This window comes from Maribacter sp. UBA3344 (assembly GCF_002362375.1).
GTDB classification, from domain to species: domain Bacteria; phylum Bacteroidota; class Bacteroidia; order Flavobacteriales; family Flavobacteriaceae; genus Maribacter; species Maribacter dokdonensis.
Window position 1 is genome coordinate 38,146 of sequence record NZ_DERI01000018.1, and the last position, 25,605, is coordinate 63,750.

Consider the following 25,605-nt stretch of genomic DNA (forward strand, 5'->3'; position numbering starts at 1 on the left):
AGAATAAGAAAAGCATCCTTTCATCGGGATGCTTTTTTTTATCTTTAGATTTTAAAAATAAGATGTTATGAGGCATATAATAATTGTATTTCTTGGTGGTCTGTTAGTAGCCTGTGGAGGTACAAAGGTGGATCAATCAACAGTTTTAAATCCCAATAATCCAAAAGGAGTCAAAGGTTCGGTTGTAAAGAACAAGGTGACAATGGCTGAGGGTTCCGTTATGAACGCTGTAGATACAACCCCAAAAGATATTGAAGCGTTGATGACTTTTTTGACTTCAGATGATTTGCAAGGAAGAGATACTGGGAGTGATGGTATAACTAAGGCAGCTGATTTTATAGAGAATATATTCTCTAGGAATAATATTCAACCTTATTTTAATTCATATAAAGACACTTTAGAAAATTACAGTAACGGTATAGCGTATAACGTAGTGGGGTTTCTGCCAGGCACAGATTCGGATTTAAAAAATGAGTATGTAATAATAGGTGCCCACTATGATCACATTGGGATAATTAGTGGAGATGATAGCGATACTATAGCTAATGGAGCAAATGATAACGCCTCTGGTACAACTGCGGTAATAGAATTCGCAAAATATTTTGCTCAAACTAAAAATAATAAACGCAGTATTATTTTTGCATTGTTTTCTGCGGAAGAAAAGGGATTGTTGGGGTCTAAACATTTGGCAGACAAATTATTGACCCAGAATTTAGATTTATACGTTATGTTGAATTTTGAAATGATAGGTGTACCTATGGTGAACAAAGACCATAGTCTCTATTTAACTGGTTATGAATTGTCAAATCTTGCGGAAGTAAGTAATAAATATGCGCAAAAGAATTTGGTAGGTTTTTTGCCAAAGGCAAAAGAGTTTAATTTATTTAGACGTTCAGATAATGCACCGTTTCATGATAAATTTAACGTTCCTTCTCAAACCTATAGTTCGTTCGACTTTACTAATTTTGGTGAATATCATAAAGTAGGAGACGAAGCCTCTTTAATGGATTACAACTTTATGTCCAATATGGTAAATGAAGTAAAGCCAATGTTGGAGGGTATTATTAATGCTCCTTTAAAAGAAGTAAAATATAACTAATGGATTATATAGTTGTAACGGGTACTAGTAGAGGAATTGGCTTTGAATTAAGTAAATTATTGGCAGATGCAGGTTATGCGGTCTTGGCACTTTCAAGAAATGACAGTCCCATAAAGAATATTGGTCATAAAAACATTACCGCATTTCCATTTGATGTTTCATCGGCAAAAGACAGAGAAAAGGTTAATGAATTTTTAAAGGCCAATAACGCAAAAGTTCTAGCTCTAATAAATAATGCTGGTAAATTGGTGAATAAACCTTTTATGGAAATTACCGAAGAAGAATTTAAATCGGTTTATGATGTCAATGTTTTTGGGGTAGCTTCAATGACAAAATTAATTGTGCCATTTATGGACATAGATGGTCATGTGCTTACTATTAGCTCTATGGGAGGTGTTCAAGGTAGTGCAAAATTCCCTGGTCTTTCTGCATATAGCTCTAGTAAAGGAGCTGTACTGACATTAACGGAATTATTGGCCGAGGAATTTAAGGAAACCGGTCCCTCGTTCAATGCGTTGGCCTTAGGTGCTGTACAAACCGAAATGTTAGAAGAGGCATTTCCAGGTTATCAAGCACCTGTAAGTGCAAAAGAAATGGCAGAGTATATAATGGATTTTGCCTTAAAAGGACAAAAAATGTACAACGGTAAAATTTTGCAAGTAAGCAGTAGTACACCATAAAATGCAGCAAACCTTAGCTAAATATCTTCCAGAACTAGCCGTTAGTCCATGTTTTGAACTAATAAAGAATAGTCAGGTGCATTTAAAAATAGTAAATGAGCGCGTTACTAGGCATGGGGATTATAGACGGGGGAAAGACGGCAAACATCAGATTACCGTTAATGCGTCCTTAAATAAATATAGGTTTTTAATAACCTTAATTCATGAAATTGCACATTTATTGGCATTTGAGAAATATGGTAGAAATATTAAACCTCATGGTGTTGAATGGAAGAAAACATTTCAGTTTTTAATGCTTCCGTTTATTCGTCCAGAGGTATTTCCATCGCAACTGTTGCCCTTATTGGCAAATCATTTTAAAAATCCAAAAGCAAGCAGTAGTACAGATGCTCGTTTGTCAATAGCTTTAAAACAGTTTGACGAACAACAATCGAATAAATCTTACGTTTACGAATTACCCATAGGATGCGTTTTTCGTATTTACAATGGTAAACTATTTAAAAAAGGAAACAAACGAACCAAGCGTTATGAGTGTATTGAAATATCATCTGGTAGAATATTTCTTTTTCAACCAAATGCTGAAGTAGAATTAATAAAAAGCTGACATGAATAAAAATTATTATGCCGTTTTAATGGCAGGCGGAGTAGGATCAAGATTTTGGCCAATTAGCACAAGTGATAATCCAAAGCAGTTCCACGATATGTTGGGTACAGGTGATACACTTATACAGAAGACATTTCAAAGACTTAATAAATTTGTGCCAACAGAAAATATACTCATTTTAACCAATGAGAGGTATAATGATTTAGTGCTAGAACAATTACCAATGGTTAAACAAGAACAAGTAGTTCTTGAACCGGCTATGAGAAATACTGCGCCATGTATACTATATGCTGCCTTAAAAATTCAGAAAATGAATGAAGATGCAGTTATGATCGTTGCGCCAAGTGATCATTGGATCGAAGATGAAGATGCATTTGCAAAAGATGTTACAGCTTGTTTTGAAAAATGTGAAACTGAAGATGTTTTGTGTACGTTAGGTATTAAACCATCCTTTCCAAATACCGGATTTGGTTATATAGAATACAATAAAGAAGATACGGCTCCGATAAAAAAGGTAAATCAGTTTAGGGAAAAACCAGACTATGAAACGGCAAAAGATTTTTTAGCTCAAGGAAATTTTTTGTGGAATGCCGGTATATTTATGTGGAGTGCAAAAACAATAGTGAATGCATTTCAGAATTTTCAGCCAAAACAATACGCTTTATTCAGAGATGGGTTAGTGTGTTATAATACGGAAGACGAGAAGAAGTTCATATCTGAAAACTACCCAAAAGCGGAGAATATTTCTATTGATTATGCAATTTTAGAAAACTCAAATGCTATTTATGTTAAAGAAGCTACTTTTGACTGGAATGATTTAGGTACTTGGGGTTCTTTGTATGATAAATTAGATAAGGAAGAAAATAATAACGCCGTTGTGAATGCAAAAGTTTTGGTGCAAGATGCAAGTGGTAATATGATCCGATCTAAGGCTGGTAAAGTTGTTGTCGTGGATGGCTTAAATGATTATATCATTGTTGATAAAGATGAAGTACTTTTGATCTATCCGAAAACAAAAGAACAGGACATTAAACAGGTTTTAAACAAGGTAAAAGATACCTTTGGTGATGAATTCGCTTAAATATGGAGAACAATCTTAATCAAGACAATATTACCCCCACTAGTAATGAAGGTGGAGGTAGTGAAGAAGTAAAAAAAGATTTTCAAGGTCTTTTAGGTAGTGTAAAAAAGTTTCTTTCTGAGTTATTGGATATTAGAACCAATACGGACCAGCAGGCAACTAAAGAAGCTATAATTGCCGATATACCTTTTAAGGGCCATACTTCTTGGATTTTGATTTGTTCAATATTTATAGCATCTATAGGATTAAACGCGAATTCTACAGCTGTTGTAATCGGTGCCATGTTAATATCTCCATTAATGGGACCTATTCTAGGAATAGGTATGTCAGTTGCAATCAACGATATTGATACTTTAAAAAGGTCGCTTAAGAATTTTGCCGTAATGGTAGTTTTGAGCGTTATTACCGCTTATTTATTTTATCGCTTTTTTCCGCTTAGAGATGAGTCTTCTGAGCTGTTGGCAAGGACCGAACCAGATATTAGAGATGTATTGATAGCCTTTTTTGGTGGTTTGGCATTGGTAATAGCCCGTGCTAAAAAGGGGACTATAGCCAGTGTTATTTTTGGGGTTGCGATTGCTACTGCATTAATGCCGCCTTTGTGTACCGTTGGTTTTGGACTGGCCATTGGTAATTGGGGTTATGCATCTGGTGCAATGTATCTCTTTATTATAAACACTATTTTTATTGCGCTAGCGACTTTCTTGGTTATTAAATTGTTGCGTTTTCCAATGGTGCGCTATGTGAATTCACAACGAAGAAAATTAATTGGAAGATTAGCCTCGTTGTTGGCGGTATTGGTCATGATACCAGCTGGATTTACGTTTTACAATGTATTTAAAAAGTCTCTTTTCAACAGGGATGCTGAAGCTTTTATAACTGAAAAAATTGAGCCTTATCAGTTTGCAGGTGAGGGTAAATTTTTAAAAGATTTTAGTGAGGTGGTTTATAATGACGAGGGGAAATCTAAAATAGAATTGTTCTTTATGGGCAATGATGGTATCCCTGATAATGTTATTGCAACATGGCGTACCCAAATGGCGGAATATAAACAATTAAGTGAGACTGAGCTTGCTGTGGTGCAGGGTTCAAGGAGTGAAGAAGCTACTCAGTTAAAATATGTAAACGAGTTATATGAATCTCAGAAAAGTATTTTAACCAGCAAGGATGAGAAAATACAGCTTTTAGAAAATGAGCTCATGCGTTTAAATCAAATTTCATCTAATCAAATTCCTTTTAATGAAATAAGTCTTGAGGCAAAAACCAATTATGAGAATTTAGATCGTATAGGGTATGCTTATTTGATTTCAACAGATTTTACTAAGACTGATAGTATACCATTGTTTGAGGTAACTTGGAAAAAAGAAGCCAAAAGGGCAGAAACGGTTAAAGACATGAACAAGCTTCAAGAATGGTTAAGACTACGTTTAAATAATAAGAGGATTCAAATAAAGGAAATGCCTAAAGATTAATTTTGCTCTTGAATATACATTTGGCGTACTTTCTTGAAGAGATCGGATGAATACACAAAATTGGTAACAGCTTCGTTATCGGTTTTAAAGATTTCGTTTTTGGTGCCTTCCCATTCCAAAAGCCCATCTTTTAAGAAAATAATTTTCTCGCCAATTTGCATCACTGAGTTCATGTCATGAGTGTTAATGACCGTGGTGATATTATATTCTTCAGTAATTTCTTTGATCAAGTTGTCTATAAGAATTGCCGTCTTGGGGTCTAACCCAGAGTTGGGTTCATCGCAAAAAAGATATTTTGGATTCATGACAATAGCACGAGCAATGGCAACACGTTTTTGCATACCTCCAGATATCTCAGAGGGAAATTTATGGTGGGCATCAACAAGGTTTACCCTTTTTAAAACAGTGTCTACACGTTCTTGCATTTCAGCTTTTGATTGTTTGGTGAACATTTCTAGTGGAAACATTACGTTGCCTTCAACCGTCATGCTATCAAATAGGGCGCTTCCTTGAAATACCATGCCCATTTCTTGTCGTAAATCTCGCTTTTCGTCGTCAGAATGCTCGGAATACAACTTGCCGTCATATGCTATACCACCCTTTTCAGGTTCAAATAGTCCCAATAGGCATTTTAGAAAAACAGTTTTACCGGATCCACTTTGACCAATGATCAAATTAGTTTTTCCTTTTTCAAAGGTGGTGGAAATCCCTTTTAGGATATGAGCTTCGCCAAAAGATTTATGTATGTCTCGTACGTCTATCATTATCCTAGTAAAAGTTGGGTTAAAATATAATTAAGTATAATTATAACAACACTCGTCCACACGAACGAGGTTGTACTTGCTTTACCTACCTCCAATGCACCACCCTTCATGTAAAACCCATGAAATGAAGGTACTGTTGCAATTACAAAAGCAAAAATTAAAGTTTTTACAAATGCATAAGCAATATGAAAAGGAACAAAATCAGATTGTAAACCTGTAATGAAATCCTCACTAGTAAGAAATCCGCCAAAAACACCGGCCATCCATCCTCCAAAAATTCCTACATACATAGAAATAGCAATCGCAAAGGGGTAGAACAACATGGCTATAATTTTAGGAAATACCAAGTAGTTCAATGAGTTAACACCCATAACCTCCAAAGCATCTATTTGTTCTGTAACCCGCATAGTACCTATGCTAGAGGTAATGTAAGATCCTACCTTACCGGCCATAATTATAGATACAAAAGTTGGGGCAAATTCTAATATTACCGATTGTCTGGTGGCAAAACCAATTAAATTTCTGGGTATTAACGGGTTTGTTAAGTTAAGTGCTGTTTGTATGGCAACAACGGCACCTATAAAAAAGGAGATAAATATGATAATACCCAATGAACTAAAGATAAGTTCATCTATTTCTTTAAATATAAGGGACTTCATTATTCTCCATTTTGTAGGTTTTTTAAAAACCTCACGGATCATAATGGCATAGCTTCCTACAGATGCTAAATAGTTCATTTATTAAAAATAAAAATCTTACTGTAAAAATAACAATAATGCACCTGATTTAACCTGCGATTAATCTTTAAAGGTGTAAATTATTTACTTTTGCGCTTCAATCTTATACGTATGAAAATGAAAAGATATTTTATTGCTTCGTTGTTTATTGGAACATTGTTGGCAGCCAGTGGTTTAACTGCCCAAAAGAAAAATAAGAACAATGTAAGTGATGAATTGCTGAGGTCAAAACCTAAATTGGTCGTTGGTATCGTAGTTGACCAAATGAGATATGATTATTTAACCCGTTTTTATGATCAATATGGACAAGACGGATTTAAAAGATTGGTTGAACAGGGTTTTAACTGTAAAAACAATCATTTTAATTATGCGCCAACCAGTACTGGACCGGGGCATACTTCAGTGTATACAGGTACAACTCCTTCTGTACACGGTATAATTGGCAATAACTGGTATGATAAGCAATTAGATGCAAGTGTATATTGTGCTAGTGATGATACTTATGTTTCTGTAGGTACTACTTCAGATGCGGGTAAAATGTCTCCACATAGAATGTCAGTAACAACTATTACGGATGAGCTTAGATTGCATACACAAATGCAAGGAAAGACCATAGCAATTGCCTTGAAGGATAGAGGTGCCGTATTACCTGGCGGACATACTGCTAATGCGGCATATTGGTTTCATGGCGGTGATGAAGGTAAGTGGGTTACGAGCTCGTATTATATGAGTCAATTACCAAAATGGGTGAACGATTTTAATACCTCTGGTACCGCTCAATCGTATAAAAGAGAATGGAATACTCTTAGAGATATTAAAGGATACAGAGAAAGCGGAATTGATAATAATCTTTTTGAAGGAAAATTTGAAGGTGAAACCTCTACTTCTTTCCCTCACAAACCTGTTGAGCTTTTAGATAAAACCAAAAAATTTGATATAATAAAAGCAACCCCGTTTGGTAATTCTTTGACCGCAGATTTTGCAATAGAAGCACTGCAACAGGAAAACTTGGGTAAAGACAATATTACCGATTTTTTGGCAGTAAGCTTTTCAAGTACAGACTATGTGGGGCATATGTTTGGGGTTAATTCTAAGGAAATTGAAGATACTTATTTAAGGTTAGATGAAGATTTAGCTAGGCTGTTCAAAGCATTGGACAAAAATGTAGGTGAAGGAGAATATACTTTGTTTCTTACGGCAGATCATGGAGCTGTTGAAGTGCCTACCTATTTAAAAAGCGAAAAAATACCATCTGGTTATGTTGATACGGCTGCAAATAAAAAGAGATTGAAAGAGTTTTTACAATATAAATATGGTACGGAAGATATTATTAAAAATTACTCTAATGATCAAATATTCTTAGATCATAAAATTGTAAAAAACTTAGATTTGAGTTTGGCAGAAGTGCAAATCGAAATAGCACAAGAGGTTTTGGAATATGATGCAATTGATAGGGTGTATACCGCAAATCAAATGTGGAGTAATGATTATACATCTGGTATACCTTATATTTTACAAAATGGATATAATCAAAAAAGATCTGGTGATGTATTGATCGTTTTAAAGCCAGGGTATATTTCCTATAGCACTACAGGGTCTACTCATGGGTCTCCTCAAATATATGACACACATGCCCCATTATTATTTTATGGAAAAGGTATACAGCCAGGTTCAACCGTAAATAGAACTGAAATACCGGATATTGCACCAACTATATCGGCGCTATTGGGTATTTCTTTTCCGAACGGTACTACAGGTAAACCTATAACCGAGGTATTAAAATAATATGGATGACAGGCCTATAGGTATTTTTGATTCGGGTATTGGTGGTACGTCCATATGGGGTGAAATTCAAGAATTAATGCCATATGAAAATTGTATTTACTTGGCTGATAGTAAATATGCTCCTTATGGAGAAAAATCTCAGGAACGTATTCTAGAGCTGAGCATTAAGAATGCTGAATATTTATTGAATCAAAATTGTAAATTAATTGTCGTTGCCTGTAATACGGCAACGACTAATGCAATTAGCTATTTAAGGTCCAATTATAACCTACCTTTTATTGGTATAGAGCCTGCTATAAAACCAGCGGCTATCAATACCAAATCCAAAATTATCGGAATCTTGGCAACAAAGGGTACATTGTCCAGTAGTTTGTTTCATAGCACCACCAAAAATCACGCTGCAGGAATTACCGTTCTAGAACAACGTGGTACCGGTCTAGTGGAAATGATAGAGAATGGTCAGTTAAGAAGTAAAGAACTTTATCGACTCTTAGAAAGTTATATAAAGCCTATGCTTGATCAAGGTATGGATTATCTTGTTTTAGGTTGCACCCATTACCCATATCTTATTCCACTTTTGAAAAAAATGTTGCCAGAGCATGTCACAATTATAGATTCTGGAGAAGCTGTGGCCAGACAGACCAAAATCGTATTGGAAAAGAACGGTTTGTTGTCGAATGCCACTAAATTGGGTTCCCACCAATTTTATACTAATGGAGATGAAACAGTACTGTCATCAATAATAGAAAGTACAACAGTTAAATACACTGTTCAATCTAAAGATTTTTAAGTACGTTGTCTTTTTTTACATATGTCAAATAGGTAAAAGAAAGTTTGTGTTTTTCGTCAGCCGGATGAAACTCTTGTGTGGTTAGCATCCAATAGTTTTCATCAATTTCAGGGAAATACGTATCTGCATCTTCAAAAACACCATGTACACGTGTAAGCTCTATCTTGTCTGATTTCTTTTCGCCTTGTTTATAAATTTCACCACCGCCAATAATGAAGGCAATTTCATTTTTTACGAGGTCAATAGCTTCATCCAAGGAATGGACTACTATACATTCATCATAATCAGTAGTGTAATTTTTATCTCTTGTGATGATTATATGGGTTCTGTTTGGTAGTGGTTTAGGAAAACTTTCAAACGTTTTTCTTCCCATAATAATTTTATGTCCGGTGGTTAGTTTTTTAAAACGTTTAAAGTCATCTGGTAGATGCCAAAGCAGATCGTTGTCTTTGCCCAAGGCATTATTTTCCGCTGCTGCGGCAATCATTATAAGTGTTTTCAAAGCAGTTTTTTTTTAGGTTCAATTTCTAAGGCTTCAGGTAATGGCAATTCTTCTTCAACTTCTTTTTGTAATTTAGAAATTCGCTGTTTTTGTTTTTCCACTAATTTTTCGCGCTGCGATCGTTCCCAGTCCTGGCCCATGAACTTATTGGTGATAAAGACATTGAAAACATGCAAAACAAATAGAAAGCCCCAAAAGGTAATTGCCCAAACAAACCAATTGTACTCTTGCCCGTATTTTAAGATTTTATTGATCAGTACCAAAAAGACACTGCCTACAAGAAAGATTACAAAATGAGTATAGAGTCGTTTTTTTTGTCGTACTCTTTTTTGAGCATTCTCTAACAATTCATGTTGCTCTATGTCTAATTTGGATGTGTTTTTATTCTTGGAAAACATACTCTTGCTATCTTTGATATAAAGATACACGAATTGTATTATACGCTATAACCTATGGATAAATTTAGAAAAGAATTCCCTGTGCTAAGAAAAGGAATTTACGCAAATACCGCTGTGTACGGCCCGTTGTATGATTCGTTATTGGATTGGCGTCAAGAGCATGATTTAGATTTTTTACTTTCCGGTAGTGATATGCGAGGAGAGGCGCTAAAGGTAATATCGAACACGCGTTCTGCGGTAGGTACGTTTTTTAATTGCAAAAGAGAAAACGTAGCATTGGTCAATAATTTTTCTTCTGGACTAAATGTTCTTTTAGAAGGTTTAGATGTTAAAAAGAAAATATTACTTGTAGAAGATGATTACCCTTCATTGAACTGGAGTTTTGAAAAAAGAGGGTATGATATTGAGTATGTAAAACTTTCCGAACATGTAGAAGAGGAGATTCAGGAAAAAATAGAAAACAACAAGATAGATGTCTTGGCCTTGAGCCTTGTACAATGGTTAGATGGGTTTTCAATTGACCTCGAGTTTCTGAAAAAAATAAAAATACTGTATCCTCGTGTACTTATTATAGCAGATGGAACCCAGTTCTGTGGTAGTACCAATTTTGATTTTAACAACTCTGGTATAGATGTGTTGGGGGCTAGCGCATACAAATGGTTATTGGCAGGCTATGGTAATGGATTTATGCTTTTTTCTGATCAAGTTAAAAATGAATTTGATTTGAATACTATTGGATTTAATGCTGCTGATGGAAATTTTGATAAGAAGAATTCAATTCGGTTTGCAAAACAGTTTGAACCTGGCCACCTTTCATCCATGAATTTTGGAAGTTTAAAATTCTCCATTGATTTTTTTGGAAGAATTGGTATGGAAAGGATAGCGGAGCATAACGGTAATTTGTCGTTAATGGCGAAAACCGAATTTAAAAAATTAGGGCTTTTGACTGATAGGGTTGTAAACAGAAAAAGCCATAGTACTATATTTAATATTAAAGCCAATGATGCGATGTATCAAAAATTATTGGAGAACGATGTCTTTTGCGCTCAGCGAGGTGATGGTGTTAGGTTAAGTTTTCATTTTTATAATACTGAATCGGAAATAGATGCCATTGTAAAAATCTTGAAAACAGGCAGATAGCTTTCGTGATTAAGTAATTTTGTAGGATAAAATTTCATTGTCCTTCTATAAAGGATTTAAATTTTGAGAATTTGATAAAAATGTCTTATCCATTGTAAATGAGTGTTTTAATATGCTAATTTTGCCTAAAATATTAAATTCTGTATCATGGCAATTGCAAAGAAGTATTTAAAAACTAAGCCAGTATGTAAGGTTACTTTTACGGTATCTCCAGAAGATGCAAAAAAGGTGGCTGTAGTAGGTGATTTCAATAATTGGAATGCAAAAAAGAGTGAATTAAAGAAACAAAAGAATGGTTCTTTTAAAGGGACTTTTGATTTACCTAAAGAGAACTCTTTTGAATTTAAGTACCTTGTTGATGGCGAGTACATAAACGATGCGCAGGCAGATCGTTACCAATGGAATGATTATGCTGGTTCTGAAAATGCAGTTTTAGAGTTGTAGAATAATAGCGAGTGTACAATATAAGAGCCCTTCAATTTTTGAAGGGCTCTATTGTTTTTATATTTAGATAAATGCTAAGCTATTTTAAATACACAATTTTTGTAGCTATGTGTTTTGGATTGGAAAGCTGTGGTTAACTGTAATCCAGATTCTTTGGCTAGCCAGTCAATAATTTGGTCATCATATTTTTGGGAAATTTCTGTGTGTATGGTTTCCCATTGTTTAAAATGAACTGTATGATCTAAAGATTCAATTCTCACGGTTTGCTCAGTTTTAGACACCAAAAAGCTTTTTGCGGTTCCGGTTTCGGGGTCGTAAACTTCCCAATGTAAAAACTGTTCTAAATCAAAATTGCCTTCGAGCTCACTATTGATTCTTGCTAGTATATTTTTATTGAATGCAGCTGTAATTCCTTCTTGGTCATTGTAGGCATCTAAAATGGTCTGTGGATTCTTTTTTTGGTCAAAACCCATTAAAAGTAAATCGTTAGGCTGCATGAGTTGCTGAATTTTTTCCATAAACCCAACGGCTTGGTCATGCATAAGATTGCCAATATTTGAGCCGAGAAATAGAATGACCTTTCTGTTTTTTCTAGTATTTATCTCTTTCAGTGCTTCAAAATAAGTTCCTTGAAAAGGCTGTACGTTAACTTCTGGCAATTCTATTTTGCAGGAGTCATGTAGTTGATTTAAGGCGTTGTTGCTTATATCTATAGGCACGTAGGTAAAATCTATTTTTTTATCACTGAATTCTTTTAAAAGAATTTTTGTTTTTTTACCATCACCAGCCCCTAACTCTATTAGGTCAAAGGTGCCAGAACCGGAAAATAGTGCTGTAATTTCGTGTTTGTTTTGTTCAAGAATCTCATATTCGCAATTGGTCAAGTAATAGGTTGGCATTGCCATGATATCCTGAAAAAGCTTATCTCCTTTTTTGTCATAAATATATTTTGACGATAGGTGTTTAGGGTAATCGATTAAACCGGAATACACCTCTTTTTCGAATTCAGTTGTAACGGTTGGTGCTATGTTAGTGTCTTGCATAATTAGTATGTCGTAATTATTTGGCTAACCTTATACCGGTGAACTGCCATTTTAAATCTGTTTGAAAAAAATTGCGATATGTATGTCTTGCGTGTTTATTGGGTGTAGCTACAGAACTACCTCTAAGCACTTTTTGGTTTACCATGAATTTGCCGTTGTATTCGCCCAAAGCACCGTCTACTTTTTTGTAATTAGGGTAGGGTAGGTATGCACTTTCTGTCCATTCCCAGCGTTGTCCCCATTTGAACAAATGTTGTGCGGCTTCCCATTCAAATTCAGTGGGTACTCTGCAGTCTTTAAATTGGGCATATGCAAATGCCTCAAAGTAGGAAATATGTGTAACGGGAGCGTTTAAGTCAATTTCGGTTAGTCCGTTAAGACTATAATAGTGCCATTTTCCATCAATTTCATGCCAATATAAGGGTGAGTTTACATTGTTTTGTTGCACCCAGTCCCAACCGGCTGCATGCCACAGGTCAAAACGTTTATAGCCATCTTCTTTTATAAAATCAATATATTCTGCATTGGTAACTAGTCTGTTAGAGATTTGATAGTCATGTAGGTATACTTTATGTCTTCCTAATTCATTATCAAAACAAAAATCTGTGGAATTATGACCTATTTCATAAATACCTTCTTTCATATGAAGCCAACGTTGTTCATCTTTATCAGCAGTGTATTCTATAAATGAGTCTGAATATTTAGGTAATAAAGGATTGTTTCCTAAAATGTATTTTATATCTGTAAGTAATAATTCTTGATGCTGTTTTTCATGATGAATTCCAATTTCAAGAACTTCTAACAATGTTCCGTTTGTGTCAGATTCTAGCAATTTTATCATTGCCTTGGTAACATAATCTCTATATTCATACACCTTTTTAACGGAAGGTCTAGATAAATTACCACGATCGGCACGTACAACGCGTTTGCCTACGGTTTCGTAATAACTATTGAACACGAACGAAAAATCTTCATCGAATATTTGATACGAAGAATCGTAAGATTTTAGTATAAATTCTTCAAAAAACCAAGTGGTGTGACCTAGGTGCCATTTTGGGGGAGAAACGTCAATTATGGGTTGTACCACATAATCTTCAATTTCTAGGGGCTTACAAATAGCCTCGGTGTGCTCTCTAGTTTCAATAAAGAAATCTAAGAACGTATCAGTGCTGACCATGAAAACAATTTTATTGTAAGTTAAATAAAATTGCTCAATGGGTTTTGACCTTATAAATTAAGAAATTGATACTAAACAGCTACTATCCCTTTTATATGGGGATGCGGGTTATAGTCTTCTAGTGAAAAATCTTCGAATTTAAAATCGAAAATATCTTTAACATCAGGATTTATTTTCATTTTCGGTAATGGTCTAGGGTCTCTGCTGAGTTGTAGTTCAACCTGCTCCATATGATTATTGTAGATATGGGCATCACCAAAAGTGTGTATAAAATCGCCCGCTTCGTATCCACAAACCTGTGCCATCATCATGGTGAACAAAGCGTAGGAAGCAATGTTAAAAGGTACACCCAAGAATATATCTGCACTACGTTGGTATAATTGACATGAAAGTTTGCCATCTGCAACGTAAAACTGAAAGAAGGCATGGCATGGTGGTAATGCTGCTTTACCGTTAGCTACATTTTCAGAAAAAGATTTAGAAGTATCTGGCAGTACGCTTGGGTTCCATGCAGAAACTAACATTCTTCTACTATTGGGGTTTGTTTTTAAGGAATGTACAACCTCTTTGATCTGATCAATTTCATCATTGTTCCAATTGCGCCATTGATGACCGTATACAGGTCCAAGATCACCGTTTTCATCTGCCCATTCGTTCCAAATACGAACGCCGTTTTCTTGTAAATATTTAATATTGGTATCACCTTTTAAAAACCACAATAGTTCATGTACAATTGATTTTAAATGCAGTTTTTTGGTAGTTACCATTGGGAAGCCTTCGCTGAGGTCAAAACGCATTTGATATCCAAAAACACTTTTAGTTCCGGTTCCTGTACGGTCACCTTTTTGGTTTCCTTCTTTAAGAACATGTTTTAAAAGGTCGTGATACTGTTTCATAGCAATAGAATTAAATATAACGCCGAATATATTTATGGGCGGAATACAAAAATACTATTTAGATGAATTTTTGAAGTGAGAATAAAGTACGGGTTATAAAATCTTATTAACTAAAATTATTATGGCAAGATCGCTTATCCTAAAATCATACCCGCAATTGTTGCAGAAAGTAAAGAAGCCAATGACCCGCCCAAAACAGCTTTCATTCCAAATTCAGATAAAGTCTTTCTTTGCCCTGGTGCTAAGGATCCAATACCACCGATTTGAATACCTATTGATGCAAAATTTGCAAAACCACATAACATATACGTAGCCATTATTACAGACTTGTTATACGTTAAATTGGCACCTGTGGTAATATCTTTTAATTCTGCTAATTGAATGTAGCCTACAAATTCGCTCGCTACTAGCTTTATGCCCAGTAACTGCCCCATTAGCATAATATCCTCATTGGCAACACCTATGAGCCACATTAAAGGAGCGAAAATAGTACCAAGTATAGCTTCTAGTGAAAACTTTGAATATGAGGTGTTATTAGCAATCCAACCATTAAGATGGGTCAAGTCCCCAGTCCATTCCAATATACCGTTGACCATGGCGATAATAGCAACAAATACCAAAAGCATGGCGCCTACATTGACAGCAAGTTTTAAGCCTTCTGTTGTGCCGTTTGCAATAGCGTCAAGAACATTGGCACCAATTTTTTCTGAAGAAACGTGTACATCACTGTTAACTTCTTCGGTTTGCGGATATAACATTTTGGAGATGACAATAGCGCCAGGAGCTGCCATAACGGATGCTGCCAACAAATGTTTGGCAAAAACTAATTGTAATATTTCGTCTTCGCCACCTAAAAAACCTATATATGCTGCCAATACTGCACCGGCAACTGTAGCCATGCCACCGATCATAACCAGTAGAATTTCTGAACGTGTCATCTTTTCTAAATAGGCCTTTATTAGAAGTGGGGCTTCGGTTTGACCAAGAAAAATATTTCCTGCGACCGAAAGACTTTCCGGTCCAGATATGCCCAATGTTTTTGAAAGTGCCCAAGCAAGCCACTTTACCACTTTTTGTATAAGTCCTAAGTAGAACAATAGCGATGTTAATGCAGAGAAAAATATAATTGTTGGTAATACTTGAAAAGCAAAAATATATCCAAAAGTACCAGTGTCTACTACAAGCCCCTCAAAAAGAAACTTGCTGCCGGCACGTGTGAATTCTAAAATACTTACGAAAATTTTACCTATTTGTTCAAAAACTAACTGTACAAAAGGCACTTTTAAAACTCCAATAGCAATGACCAATTGTAATACCAGACCAATACCTACCGTTTTCCAATTAATTGCCTTTCTGTTTGAACTGAATAAAAAAGCTAATAGTAAAAGAACCAGCATACCTAAAATGCCTCTTCCCAGACTGTTGAGGCTAAATCCTTCGTTGATTTCCATGTCCATTACATTGTTAGCGGAAACGTCTTCAACCAAAGTAGTATCGGTTGCGTTTTCTACTGGTATGGTTACGTCTACGTCTTGAGCAAATGTAATTGTGGTAAGAATTAGTGCAAAAAATAGCAGCCATTTGCCCTTTTTCATAAACTATAATTTAATGTTTAATTGCGTTTAGAGATTTCATCTCTCAGTTTTGCCGCTTTTTCGTAGTCTTCGTTGGTGACCGCCTTTTTTAATTCAGCCTCAAGTTCTTCAATGGTTAGTTCAGTGTAGCCATCGGTAGCACCAGAATCTATCTCAACCGTTTCACCTTCCTGTAGTATTTCATCTACCATAATGCTGTCGTCACTTTCTTTCTGGTCTTTCTCTTTAGAGGAAAACTTCAAGAATATACCTGCCTTGTCCAAAATGGTTTTATAGGTGAAAATCGGGGCGTTAAAGCGTAGTGCCAAGGCAATGGCATCACTGGTTCTTGCATCAATAATTTCTTCTATACCATCTCTTTCGCAAATTATGCTAGAATAGAATACCCCATCTACCAATTTATGGATAATGACTTGTTTGATTACAATATCAAACCTATCTGAAAAGTTTTTAAACAAGTCGTGTGTAAGCGGTCTTGGGGGTTTTATTTCTTTCTCTAGGGCTATGGCTATAGACTGTGCTTCAAAAGCACCAATAACAATTGGTAACTTTCTGTCACCCTCAACCTCGTTCAAAATAAGTGCGTATGCACCATTTTGGGTTTGACTGTAAGAGATTCCTTTTATTTTTAATCGTACTAGACTCATAGATTTTAAACTAAAAAAGGCTGTTCGAATACTTGGGCTCCAATTATCCGAACAGCCCTTTAAGGGGCACAAAATAACAAAAATTTAGCCGTTTTGTGCTTTAAAATCCTTTAATTTTTCAATCAATTGAGGAACTACTTCAAAGGCATCTCCAACAATTCCATAATCTGCAGCTTTAAAGAAAGGAGCTTCAGGGTCGTTGTTGATGACAACTTTGGTTTTAGAGGCACTTACACCGGCTAAATGTTGAATGGCTCCAGATATACCAATGGCAATGTACAAGTTACTGGCAACCGGCTTTCCTGTTTGTCCAACGTGTTCACCATGAGGTCTCCAGCCAAGATCTGAAACAGGTTTGGAGCAAGCTGTAGCGGCACCTAGTACATCTGCCAATTCTTCTATCATTCCCCAGTTTTCCGGTCCTTTAAGACCTCTACCTGCAGAAACTACGATATCGGCATCGGCAATGGTTGCTTTACCAACAACCTTATCTACTTCAATGGATTTTGTGTCATTGGTAATGCCATCGGTAGCGGCGCTAAATTCTTCGACCGAAACATCTGTACTGTTTTCGTGAGCGCCAAACGCATTATTTGATACACCAACAATTTTAATATCGGTATCTATTTGTGTGTGTGCAAAGCCTTTATTACTGAAAGCTGTTCTTTTGACCATAAATGGTGAAGTGCTTTCTGGAGCTTGAACTACATTAGGTGCGTAGCCTGCAGATAATTTAGCGGACAATAGTGGCGCTAAATACTTGGTATCTGTGCTAGAACTTAAGATGACCACTTTGGCATCTGTACTTTTTACGGCTTCGGCTATGGTTGTTGCGTAAGCGCCTGCGTTAAATGTTGCAAGTGCCTCGTCTTTCACGTTCAACACCTTGGAAACCCCGTAGTTTCCTAAACTATCGTTTTCTTCGCTGTTGAATGATATTGCCGTGACGGTAGTGCCCATCATTTTGGCAACTTCAGCGGCGTAAGAAGCTACTTCGAACGCATTCTTCTTAAATTTTCCTTTTTCTGATTCTGTATATACTAAAACTGACATCTTTTCTTTTGTTTTTAATGTTTACCTAATAAAAAGGTGATTAAATGACTTTTGCTTCATTGTGCAATAAATCAACCAATTGATCTACACTATCGGCTAGTTTAACTTGACCTTTAGGAGCTGGTTTGTCGAATTTTTTATCCTCGGTTGCTTTAAGAGCATCAACAGGCTCAACCACGGTAAGGCTCTTTTTTCTTGCCATCATGATACCTCTCATATTAGGTATACGAAGATCACTTTCCTCTACAAGTCCTTTTTGGCCACCAACTACTAATGGTAAACTACTTGTCAATTTTTCTTTTCCACCATCAATTTCCCTAACTGCGGTAACATTGTCACCATCAATTTCAAGGCTAATACAAGAGTTGATGAAATTCATGTTCGTTAACGATGCCAAAATCCCAGGCACCATTCCGCCATTGTAATCAATAGATTCTCTACCGCCGATTACTAGATCGTAACCACCGTTCTTAACCACTTCGGCTAATTGTTGGGCTACCGAGAAACCATCTGTAGGTTCGGTATTTATTCTAAAAGCTTCATCTGCTCCAATAGCCAGTGCTTTACGCATTGTAGGTTCAACACTTGGTCCTCCAACAGTTGCAATATGTACTGATGCACCTTGTTTTTCTTTGAACCACATAGCTCTGGTCAGTCCAAATTCATCATTTGGGTTAATTACGAACTGTACACCATTGGTGTCAAATTTAGTATCGCCATCCGTAAAATTAATTTTGGACGTCGTATCTGGAACATTACTTATACAAACTAATATCTTCATGAGTAAAAACTTTATATCTAATGGTGACGAAGATAGCTAATAAAATCCAAATTTACTATGCATGCATAGTAAATTTTATAACTTTTTTTAAATCTGGCATTCTATTTTTTGATATTATATTTCCTATTTTTGCTTGCTTTCTAGCATTTAACAAAGAATAATTTTACCATACATGAAAACACTACAATTTAGGCAAGCAATAGCCGAGGCCATGTCCGAAGAAATGAGGAGGGATGAATCTATCTATTTGATGGGTGAAGAAGTAGCGGAATATAATGGCGCATACAAGGCTTCTAAAGGAATGTTGGATGAATTTGGCCCAAAAAGGGTAATTGATACTCCAATCTCCGAGCTTGGTTTTGCTGGTATAGGGGTTGGTTCCACCATGACGGGGAACAGACCTATTATAGAATTCATGACCTTCAATTTTGCTTTGGTAGGTATTGATCAAATAATCAACAATGCTGCCAAGATCAGACAAATGTCCGGTGGTCAGTTTCCTTGCCCTATTGTATTTAGAGGGCCAACTGCATCTGCAGGTCAATTAGCGGCAACGCATTCACAAGCGTTTGAAAGTTGGTATGCTAATTGTCCAGGGCTTAAAGTGGTTGTACCATCTAACCCTGCCGATGCAAAAGGATTATTAAAAGCTGCCATTAGAGATGATGATCCGGTTATTTTTATGGAGTCTGAGCAAATGTATGGTGATAAAGGTGAAGTTCCAGAAGGTGATTATACCATTCCATTAGGTGTTGCGGATATTCGTAGAGAAGGTAAAGATGTTACCATAGTTTCTTTTGGTAAGATCATTAAAGAGGCGGATAAGGCTGCCGATGAATTGGAGAAGGATGGCATTAGCTGTGAAATAATAGATTTACGTACTGTAAAGCCATTGGATTACGAAGCTATTTTAAAATCAGTAAAGAAGACCAATAGATTGGTCATCTTAGAGGAGGCTTGGCCGTTTGGTAACGTAGCAACAGAGGTAACTTATCACGTTCAGGCGCATGCATTTGATTATTTAGATGCTCCTATTGTAAAAATAAACACGGCAGATACACCTGCACCTTATTCTCCGGTATTATTGGAGGAGTGGTTGCCTAATCACAAAGATGTGGTAAACGCTGTTAAAAAAGTTTTATACAAATAAGATATAAATATTGTAAAGTACCTTAGCTTCTCCGACCAAGTCTGGAGAAGCTTTTTTTATTGGTATGCTATTTGCCACAAAACAATATTATTGAACTACGTATTTTAATGAGAGGGATATTTTTTATAATCTTAAGTCTAAGCTTTTTTATACTGCAGGGGCAAACCAAAATTGGTGGCATGGTTGTAGACGAGCAAGGTGAACCTGTATCCTTTGCCAATGTATTCTTTAAAAATTCCACAGAAGGTACCATTACCAATGATAATGGTAGGTTCTATTTGGAATCTGAAAATGATTATAATACGGTAATTATATCTTTTATCGGTTACACCGAGTATGAGCTTGAATTAAAAAACAAAGTCTCTTATGACCTGAAAATCATTATGGTCGAAGCTGCTGAGCAGTTAAATGAGGTGGTGCTAATATCGGGTAAGCAATCTAAAAAGAATAATCCGGCAGTCGATATCCTTAGAAAAATCTGGGCAAAAAAACGTCAGAATGGGGTTCGCCAATTTGATCAATATGCTTTTGATAAGTATGAAAAGGTAGAATTTGATTTAAATACCATTGACAGCGCCCTAATTAAAAGTAAAGTGTTTAAGGGTCTTGAATTTGTTTTTCAAGATTTGGATACCTCACGTATTACGGGTAAAACCTATTTACCAATTTTCTTGAACGAGACTTTTTCTAAAGTCTATGGCGATAATAAGATCAAGGAAGAGAAAGAAGATGTTCTAGGGAATAAAAACTCAGGTTTTGAGAATAATCAAGCAATAATAGCTTTTGTAAAGGATTTGTATCAAGAATACGATGTCTATAACAACTACCTTAAATTTTTCGATAAAAGTTTTACGAGTCCTTTGTCCAAAACTGGGGTAGATGTCTATAACTATGCGCTAAGGGACAGTGCGTTTATTGATAACAAATGGTGTTATAATATTGTATACTATCCTCGCCGTAAAAATGAATTGACCTTTAAGGGAGATTTCTGGGTAAATGATTCTACTTGGGCAATTAAGAACATCAATTTACAGGTAACCAAAAGTGCCAACATTAACTGGGTAAAAGAAATTTACATTGAACAAGATTTCGATGTGGTCAACGATTCTGTATTTCTTTTAAAAAGAGATTATATGTTGAGCGACTTTAGTTTCAATAAAAAGGAGGAGTCTAAAGGACTTTATGGCAAAAGAACTACGGTGTATGATAATTACGAATTCAATAAGCCAAAGCCAAAGGAAGCTTATAGAAAAGATCGTAACCCTTTAGATGTTACCCAAATTATCAAGGATGATGAGTTTTGGCAAAAAAATAGATTGGAAAGCTTAAATAAAGACGAACAGGGAATTTATAAATTGCTTGACACCTTGAAGACGGTGCCAAAATTCAAGACTTATTATAATCTGGTCAGCATACTGGGGTCTGGTTATGTTGAGGTCGATAAATGGAATTTGGACCTGGGTTCGGTATATGATTTTTTTGGGTACAATAATGCCGAAGGTGCTAGGGTTAGACTTGGTGCTAGAACGTATTTTGGCCAAAATGACCTATGGCGTATAGAAGGGTATACGGCATATGGGTTTAAGGATCACAAGTTCAAACATGGCTTGGCGGGTAAAATGCTCATCGATAAAAACAGTAGACTGATCATTTCTGGGGGGAATAGAAGGGATATAGAGCAACTTGGGGTTAGTTTGACCGCTACTAATGATGTTTTAGGGCGTAGCATAGCATCATCATCTTTATTGACAGTAGGTGCTAATAACAGGTTGACGAATATCAACCTAAGTGCATTGAATTTTGAAATAGAGCCGTTAACCAATTTAAAACTCTCTGTAGGTGGTACCTTTAGAACCTTGAGTTCTGCTTTGCCCGGTGATTTTAGTTTAGATTATGCAGATCCTGAATCTCCAACAGGTGTTTCGTCAGAAATACGACAGTTTGATTTTAATGCTCTTTTATTATATACCCCGGGTAAGAAAACCATTGGCTTTGGAGTTGAGCGTAGAGATGTCAATGATACCTATAGCACTATTTTACTGAATTATACCAAGGGAACCAAAGGCGTTCTTGATAGTGATTTTGATTACAGTAAGTTACAGTTTTCATATAGTCAACCTTGGCAATTGGGCGGATTTGGTAGATTGCTAAGTACGGTAGAGTTGGGTAAAACCTTTGGTGAGGTGCCTTTGGGCTTGTTGAGTGTGGTGCCGGGCAACCAAACTTTTTTCTCTAATTATGGAACATTTCCAAATTTAGATTTCTATGAATTTGTGACAGATACCTATGCTGCAGTACATTTGCAACATAATTTTAATGGAAGGTTCTTTTCAAGGATTCCATTTTTAAGAAAGTTCAATTTAAGGGAATTAGTGGCTATACGCGGAGTGTGGGGAGATTTGTCTGATGAGAACATAGCGTTGAGTGCTCCTGCTACCGTAAATATACCTTTAATGGCACCATCGGAAAAAGTATATTATGAGTATTCTTTTGGAATTGGAAATATTTTCAAGGTATTTAGATTGGACTTCAATTTTAGGGGAAACTATTTAGAGAATCCAGATGCTAGAAAGTTTGGTGTAACAGGAACTTTTGGATTTGTCTTTTAATTCAGCTAATTTTTACAATTATAACAACTAAGCAACGTTTCAATACAAACTATAAATTAAACAACTTTTAAATATGGCTACAGAAAAAGGACTAACCTTTGATGTTTTAATAGAAATTCCGAAAGGAAGTAGAAACAAGTATGAATACGATTTTGATCTACATAAAATTCGTTTTGATCGTATGTTGTTTTCTTCAATGATGTACCCAGGGGATTACGGATTTATTCCAGAAACCTTGGCTTTGGACAAAGATCCATTAGATGTTTTGGTAATGGGTACAGAACCTGTTTATCCAATGACGGTAATGGAAGTAAAACCTATAGGTGTTTTCCATATGACAGATGAAAAAGGACCAGATGAAAAAATAATCTGTGTACCGGTTTCTGATCCAATATGGAGTAACAATAATGATATTAGTGACCTAAACCCGCATAGATTAAAGGAAATTGAGCATTTCTTTCAAGTATACAAAGATTTAGAGGAGAAAAAAGTAGATACCGGTGGGTGGAGCAATGCGGAGAAAGCCGTTGAAATTTACCACGAATGTGTAGAAAGATATGATAAGAGCGAGCACAAGGCAAAGCGAACTTTTATGATATAAATAATATTTCACTTCATTTAAGCCACTTTTCATAAAGAAAAGTGGCTTTTTTTATTCTATTCTAATTTACTACATTAGTCAGATAAATTTCTAACAACTAACAACAGATTAAATGGAGTCAACAATGATTTACATGCCAATTCTTATGGCAGTACTAGGCCTAATTTACATGGGTATTAAAAGATCTTGGGTATTAAAACAACATGCCGGAGATGGAAAAATGAAAGAAATATCAGATTATATCTATGAAGGGGCTTTGGCTTTCTTAAGTGCAGAATATAAACTTTTATCAATTTTTGTGGTTATAGTGAGTGTTTTACTTGCAATTGTTTCTTTTGTTGTCCCAACAACACATTGGCTAATTGTAATCTCCTTTGTATTTGGAGCTATATTTTCTGCATATGCAGGTAATATTGGAATGAAAATAGCAACTAAGACCAATGTGCGTACTACACAGGCAGCACGTACTAGTTTGCCAAATGCATTAAAAATTTCTTTTGGCGGTGGTACGGTTATGGGACTTGGTGTAGCCGGCTTGGCCGTATTGGGACTTACCATATTCTTTATTGCCTTTTTTCAGTTTTTTATGGGGGGCGTTTGGACATCTACTATGGATATGACCATAGTGCTGGAAACTCTTGCAGGTTTTTCCTTAGGAGCAGAATCAATTGCATTGTTTGCTCGTGTAGGCGGTGGTATTTATACGAAAGCTGCTGATGTTGGTGCAGATTTGGTAGGTAAGGTAGAAGCGGGTATTCCTGAAGATGACCCTAGGAACCCGGCCACTATTGCTGATAACGTGGGTGATAACGTTGGTGATGTTGCTGGTATGGGAGCTGATCTGTTCGGGTCTTACGTGGCAACGGTGCTGGCTGCAATGGTTTTGGGTAATTATGTAATTAAAGATATGGGCGGTAGCATTTCTGATGCTTTTGGCGGAATTGGACCAATTCTGTTGCCAATGGCAATTGCGGGTGCTGGAATTATCATATCCATAATTGGTACTATGCTCGTTAAAATAAAAGATAATGAGGCGAAAGAAGCTCAGGTAATGGGTGCTTTGAACATTGGTAATTGGACATCTATTGTTTTAGTTGCCATTTCTTGTTTTGCCTTAGTAACATGGATGTTGCCCGAAACCATGAAAATGGAATTTTTTGGTGAGGGGTTAATTGAGATTTCATCTATGCGCGTATTCTATGCCACCTTGGTAGGGTTGGTGGTAGGTGCCGTAATTTCTTCGGTGACCGAATATTATACGGGGTTGGGTAAATCCCCAATTTTAAAAATAGTTCAACAGTCAAGTACAGGTGCCGGTACAAACATTATTGCAGGTTTGGCAACGGGTATGATCTCTACTTTTCCATCTGTTCTTTTGTTTGCTGGTGCAATATGGGCATCATATGCCTTTGCGGGGTTTTACGGTGTTGCCTTGGCGGCATCTGCAATGATGGCGACAACTGCCATGCAGTTGGCTATTGACGCTTTTGGACCAATATCTGATAATGCGGGGGGTATTGCCGAGATGAGTGAGCAAGAACCAATTGTGAGGGAAAGAACCGATATTTTAGATTCTGTAGGAAATACGACTGCCGCAACCGGTAAAGGTTTTGCCATTGCATCCGCAGCGTTAACTTCTTTGGCATTATTTGCTGCTTACGTTACGTTTACAGGAATTGATGGCATCAACATTTTCAAAGCTCCGGTTTTGGCAATGTTGTTCGTTGGTGGTATGGTACCGGTAGTATTCTCTGCTTTGGCGATGAATGCCGTGGGTAAGGCCGCTATGGAAATGGTACATGAGGTTAGAAGGCAGTTTAAGGATATACCTGGTATTATGGAAGGTACGGGTAAGCCGGAATATGATAAATGTGTGGCAATTTCTACTCAGGCTTCTTTAAAAGAAATGATGTTGCCGGGTCTGTTGACAATAGGTTTTCCATTGGTTATTGCTTTTGCTCCATTATTGTTCGGAATGAACAAATTGGCCATTGCGGAAATGTTGGGAGGCTACATGGCCGGTGTAACAGTTTCCGGAGTGTTATGGGCAATTTTTCAGAACAATGCTGGTGGTGCATGGGACAATGCAAAGAAATCTTTTGAAGCCGGTGTAGAAATTAATGGGGAAATGACCTATAAAGGTTCAGAAGCTCATAAGGCAGCTGTAACTGGTGATACTGTCGGTGATCCATTTAAAGATACTTCTGGACCGTCAATGAATATCTTGATTAAATTAACCTGTTTGATCGGCTTGGTCATTGCACCAATCTTAGGCGGACATACAGAAGATGGAGTTGCTATGGTGAACAATACAAAAGAAGTGACAATAGAAATGAATGTTGAAAGTGAACAATTGGCAGAGGCCATTGTGACTTATGCTACAACTGTTGATGGGAAATTGGTTATGGAAGAAGTTGTTTACAACGGAACTCAGAGCGAAGTCGAAGAAAAGCTGAAGGCATTTGAAAAGGCTACCATTGAAAAGAAGGGTACGGCAACCGAAGTAACTATTGAAAAAGTGGAGATCAATAAACAATAATTTCCCGCTTTATATAAA

24 protein-coding genes are annotated in these 25,605 nt (G+C 36.3%); 13 read left to right on the forward strand and 11 right to left on the reverse strand.

Annotated elements, in window-relative coordinates; genetic code table 11:
* The first annotated feature begins 67 nt into the window (after positions 1 to 67).
* Genes B2Z27_RS12660 through B2Z27_RS12680 form a run of 5 tightly spaced genes read left to right on the forward strand, consistent with a single transcriptional unit; the run spans position 68 to position 4,936 of the window.
* On the forward strand, positions 68 to 1,099 hold the full coding sequence (locus tag B2Z27_RS12660; RefSeq protein ID WP_286813924.1) for a M28 family metallopeptidase: 1,032 nt from the start codon (positions 68 to 70) through the stop codon (positions 1,097 to 1,099).
* Positions 1,099 to 1,779, forward strand: coding sequence for an SDR family NAD(P)-dependent oxidoreductase (locus B2Z27_RS12665; RefSeq protein WP_286813925.1), 681 nt, complete (start codon positions 1,099 to 1,101; stop codon positions 1,777 to 1,779). Before B2Z27_RS12660 ends, B2Z27_RS12665 begins: the two co-directional genes overlap by 1 nt.
* Before the next feature lies 1 nt (position 1,780).
* The gene (locus B2Z27_RS12670; RefSeq protein ID WP_286813926.1) at positions 1,781 to 2,383 is read left to right on the forward strand and encodes a SprT-like domain-containing protein; all 603 of its coding nucleotides are present in this window, start codon (positions 1,781 to 1,783) and stop codon (positions 2,381 to 2,383) included.
* Position 2,384: 1 nt separating this feature from the next.
* Positions 2,385 to 3,464 (forward strand): mannose-1-phosphate guanylyltransferase, encoded by a 1,080-nt coding sequence (locus tag B2Z27_RS12675; RefSeq protein WP_286813927.1) that lies wholly within the window; start codon positions 2,385 to 2,387, stop codon positions 3,462 to 3,464.
* A gap of 2 nt (positions 3,465 to 3,466) precedes the next feature.
* Positions 3,467 to 4,936 (forward strand): DUF389 domain-containing protein, encoded by a 1,470-nt coding sequence (locus B2Z27_RS12680; protein ID WP_286813928.1) that lies wholly within the window; start codon positions 3,467 to 3,469, stop codon positions 4,934 to 4,936.
* Here B2Z27_RS12680 and B2Z27_RS12685 read toward each other — a convergent pair.
* Positions 4,933 to 5,700: an ABC transporter ATP-binding protein gene (locus B2Z27_RS12685; RefSeq protein WP_058105279.1), complete on the reverse strand. Its 768-nt coding sequence runs from the start codon at positions 5,698 to 5,700 to the stop codon at positions 4,933 to 4,935. The genes B2Z27_RS12680 and B2Z27_RS12685 overlap by 4 nt on opposite strands.
* Positions 5,700 to 6,437 carry an MlaE family ABC transporter permease gene (locus B2Z27_RS12690; protein ID WP_058105280.1) on the reverse strand — a complete coding sequence of 246 codons (738 nt, stop codon included), beginning with the start codon at positions 6,435 to 6,437 and terminating at the stop codon, positions 5,700 to 5,702. Before B2Z27_RS12690 ends, B2Z27_RS12685 begins: the two co-directional genes overlap by 1 nt.
* A gap of 117 nt (positions 6,438 to 6,554) precedes the next feature.
* Between B2Z27_RS12690 and pafA the strand changes: the two genes are divergently transcribed.
* On the forward strand, positions 6,555 to 8,222 hold the full coding sequence (gene pafA / locus B2Z27_RS12695) for an alkaline phosphatase PafA (RefSeq protein WP_286813929.1): 1,668 nt from the start codon (positions 6,555 to 6,557) through the stop codon (positions 8,220 to 8,222).
* Position 8,223: 1 nt separating this feature from the next.
* Positions 8,224 to 9,012: a glutamate racemase gene (gene murI / locus B2Z27_RS12700; RefSeq protein ID WP_286813930.1), complete on the forward strand. Its 789-nt coding sequence runs from the start codon at positions 8,224 to 8,226 to the stop codon at positions 9,010 to 9,012.
* On the opposite strand, the gene B2Z27_RS12705 is transcribed toward murI, so the two are convergent.
* Positions 8,999 to 9,499: a dihydrofolate reductase gene (locus tag B2Z27_RS12705; protein ID WP_286813976.1), complete on the reverse strand. Its 501-nt coding sequence runs from the start codon at positions 9,497 to 9,499 to the stop codon at positions 8,999 to 9,001. The genes murI and B2Z27_RS12705 overlap by 14 nt on opposite strands.
* Positions 9,500 to 9,510: 11 nt before the next feature.
* Positions 9,511 to 9,912, reverse strand: a complete 402-nt coding sequence (locus tag B2Z27_RS12710; RefSeq protein ID WP_071340210.1) for a 2TM domain-containing protein — start codon at positions 9,910 to 9,912, stop codon at positions 9,511 to 9,513.
* A gap of 54 nt (positions 9,913 to 9,966) precedes the next feature.
* On the opposite strand from B2Z27_RS12710, the gene B2Z27_RS12715 reads away from it, so the two are divergent.
* Positions 9,967 to 11,052: an aminotransferase class V-fold PLP-dependent enzyme gene (locus tag B2Z27_RS12715; RefSeq protein WP_286813931.1), complete on the forward strand. Its 1,086-nt coding sequence runs from the start codon at positions 9,967 to 9,969 to the stop codon at positions 11,050 to 11,052.
* A 147-nt stretch (positions 11,053 to 11,199) separates the two neighbouring features.
* On the forward strand, positions 11,200 to 11,496 hold the full coding sequence (locus tag B2Z27_RS12720) for an isoamylase early set domain-containing protein (protein ID WP_058105286.1): 297 nt from the start codon (positions 11,200 to 11,202) through the stop codon (positions 11,494 to 11,496).
* A gap of 74 nt (positions 11,497 to 11,570) precedes the next feature.
* Here the strand turns inward: B2Z27_RS12720 and egtD are convergent, their stop codons facing one another.
* The 7 genes from egtD to B2Z27_RS12755 all read right to left on the reverse strand — a co-directional run bounded on the left by egtD (position 11,571) and on the right by B2Z27_RS12755 (position 18,688).
* Entirely contained in the window at positions 11,571 to 12,539 is a 969-nt protein-coding gene (egtD, locus tag B2Z27_RS12725) for an L-histidine N(alpha)-methyltransferase (protein ID WP_286813932.1), read from the reverse strand.
* A gap of 16 nt (positions 12,540 to 12,555) precedes the next feature.
* A complete protein-coding gene (gene egtB / locus B2Z27_RS12730; protein ID WP_286813933.1) occupies positions 12,556 to 13,716 on the reverse strand; it encodes an ergothioneine biosynthesis protein EgtB in 1,161 nt (386 codons plus the stop codon).
* A 71-nt stretch (positions 13,717 to 13,787) separates the two neighbouring features.
* The gene (locus B2Z27_RS12735; RefSeq protein ID WP_074669894.1) at positions 13,788 to 14,612 is read right to left on the reverse strand and encodes a thymidylate synthase; all 825 of its coding nucleotides are present in this window, start codon (positions 14,610 to 14,612) and stop codon (positions 13,788 to 13,790) included.
* Between the two features lie 134 nt (positions 14,613 to 14,746).
* On the reverse strand, positions 14,747 to 16,069 hold the full coding sequence (locus B2Z27_RS12740) for a NupC/NupG family nucleoside CNT transporter (protein WP_286813977.1): 1,323 nt from the start codon (positions 16,067 to 16,069) through the stop codon (positions 14,747 to 14,749).
* Between the two features lie 155 nt (positions 16,070 to 16,224).
* Positions 16,225 to 16,854 (reverse strand): bifunctional nuclease family protein, encoded by a 630-nt coding sequence (locus B2Z27_RS12745; RefSeq protein ID WP_058105291.1) that lies wholly within the window; start codon positions 16,852 to 16,854, stop codon positions 16,225 to 16,227.
* Positions 16,855 to 16,938: 84 nt separating this feature from the next.
* Positions 16,939 to 17,907: an electron transfer flavoprotein subunit alpha/FixB family protein gene (locus tag B2Z27_RS12750; protein ID WP_058105292.1), complete on the reverse strand. Its 969-nt coding sequence runs from the start codon at positions 17,905 to 17,907 to the stop codon at positions 16,939 to 16,941.
* Between the two features lie 40 nt (positions 17,908 to 17,947).
* Positions 17,948 to 18,688 (reverse strand): electron transfer flavoprotein subunit beta/FixA family protein, encoded by a 741-nt coding sequence (locus B2Z27_RS12755; protein ID WP_058105293.1) that lies wholly within the window; start codon positions 18,686 to 18,688, stop codon positions 17,948 to 17,950.
* A 172-nt stretch (positions 18,689 to 18,860) separates the two neighbouring features.
* Here B2Z27_RS12755 and B2Z27_RS12760 point away from each other — a divergent pair, with 172 nt between their 5' ends.
* The 4 genes from B2Z27_RS12760 to B2Z27_RS12775 all read left to right on the forward strand — a co-directional run bounded on the left by B2Z27_RS12760 (position 18,861) and on the right by B2Z27_RS12775 (position 25,587).
* Positions 18,861 to 19,838, forward strand: a complete 978-nt coding sequence (locus B2Z27_RS12760; RefSeq protein ID WP_058105294.1) for a pyruvate dehydrogenase complex E1 component subunit beta — start codon at positions 18,861 to 18,863, stop codon at positions 19,836 to 19,838.
* Positions 19,839 to 19,945: 107 nt separating this feature from the next.
* Positions 19,946 to 22,447, forward strand: coding sequence for a DUF5686 family protein (locus tag B2Z27_RS12765; RefSeq protein ID WP_286813934.1), 2,502 nt, complete (start codon positions 19,946 to 19,948; stop codon positions 22,445 to 22,447).
* 73 nt (positions 22,448 to 22,520) lie between these two features.
* Positions 22,521 to 23,048, forward strand: coding sequence for an inorganic diphosphatase (locus tag B2Z27_RS12770; protein ID WP_058105296.1), 528 nt, complete (start codon positions 22,521 to 22,523; stop codon positions 23,046 to 23,048).
* A gap of 112 nt (positions 23,049 to 23,160) precedes the next feature.
* Complete coding sequence (locus B2Z27_RS12775) at positions 23,161 to 25,587, forward strand: sodium-translocating pyrophosphatase (RefSeq protein ID WP_286813935.1); 2,427 nt, start codon at positions 23,161 to 23,163, stop codon at positions 25,585 to 25,587.
* Positions 25,588 to 25,605 lie beyond the last annotated feature (18 nt).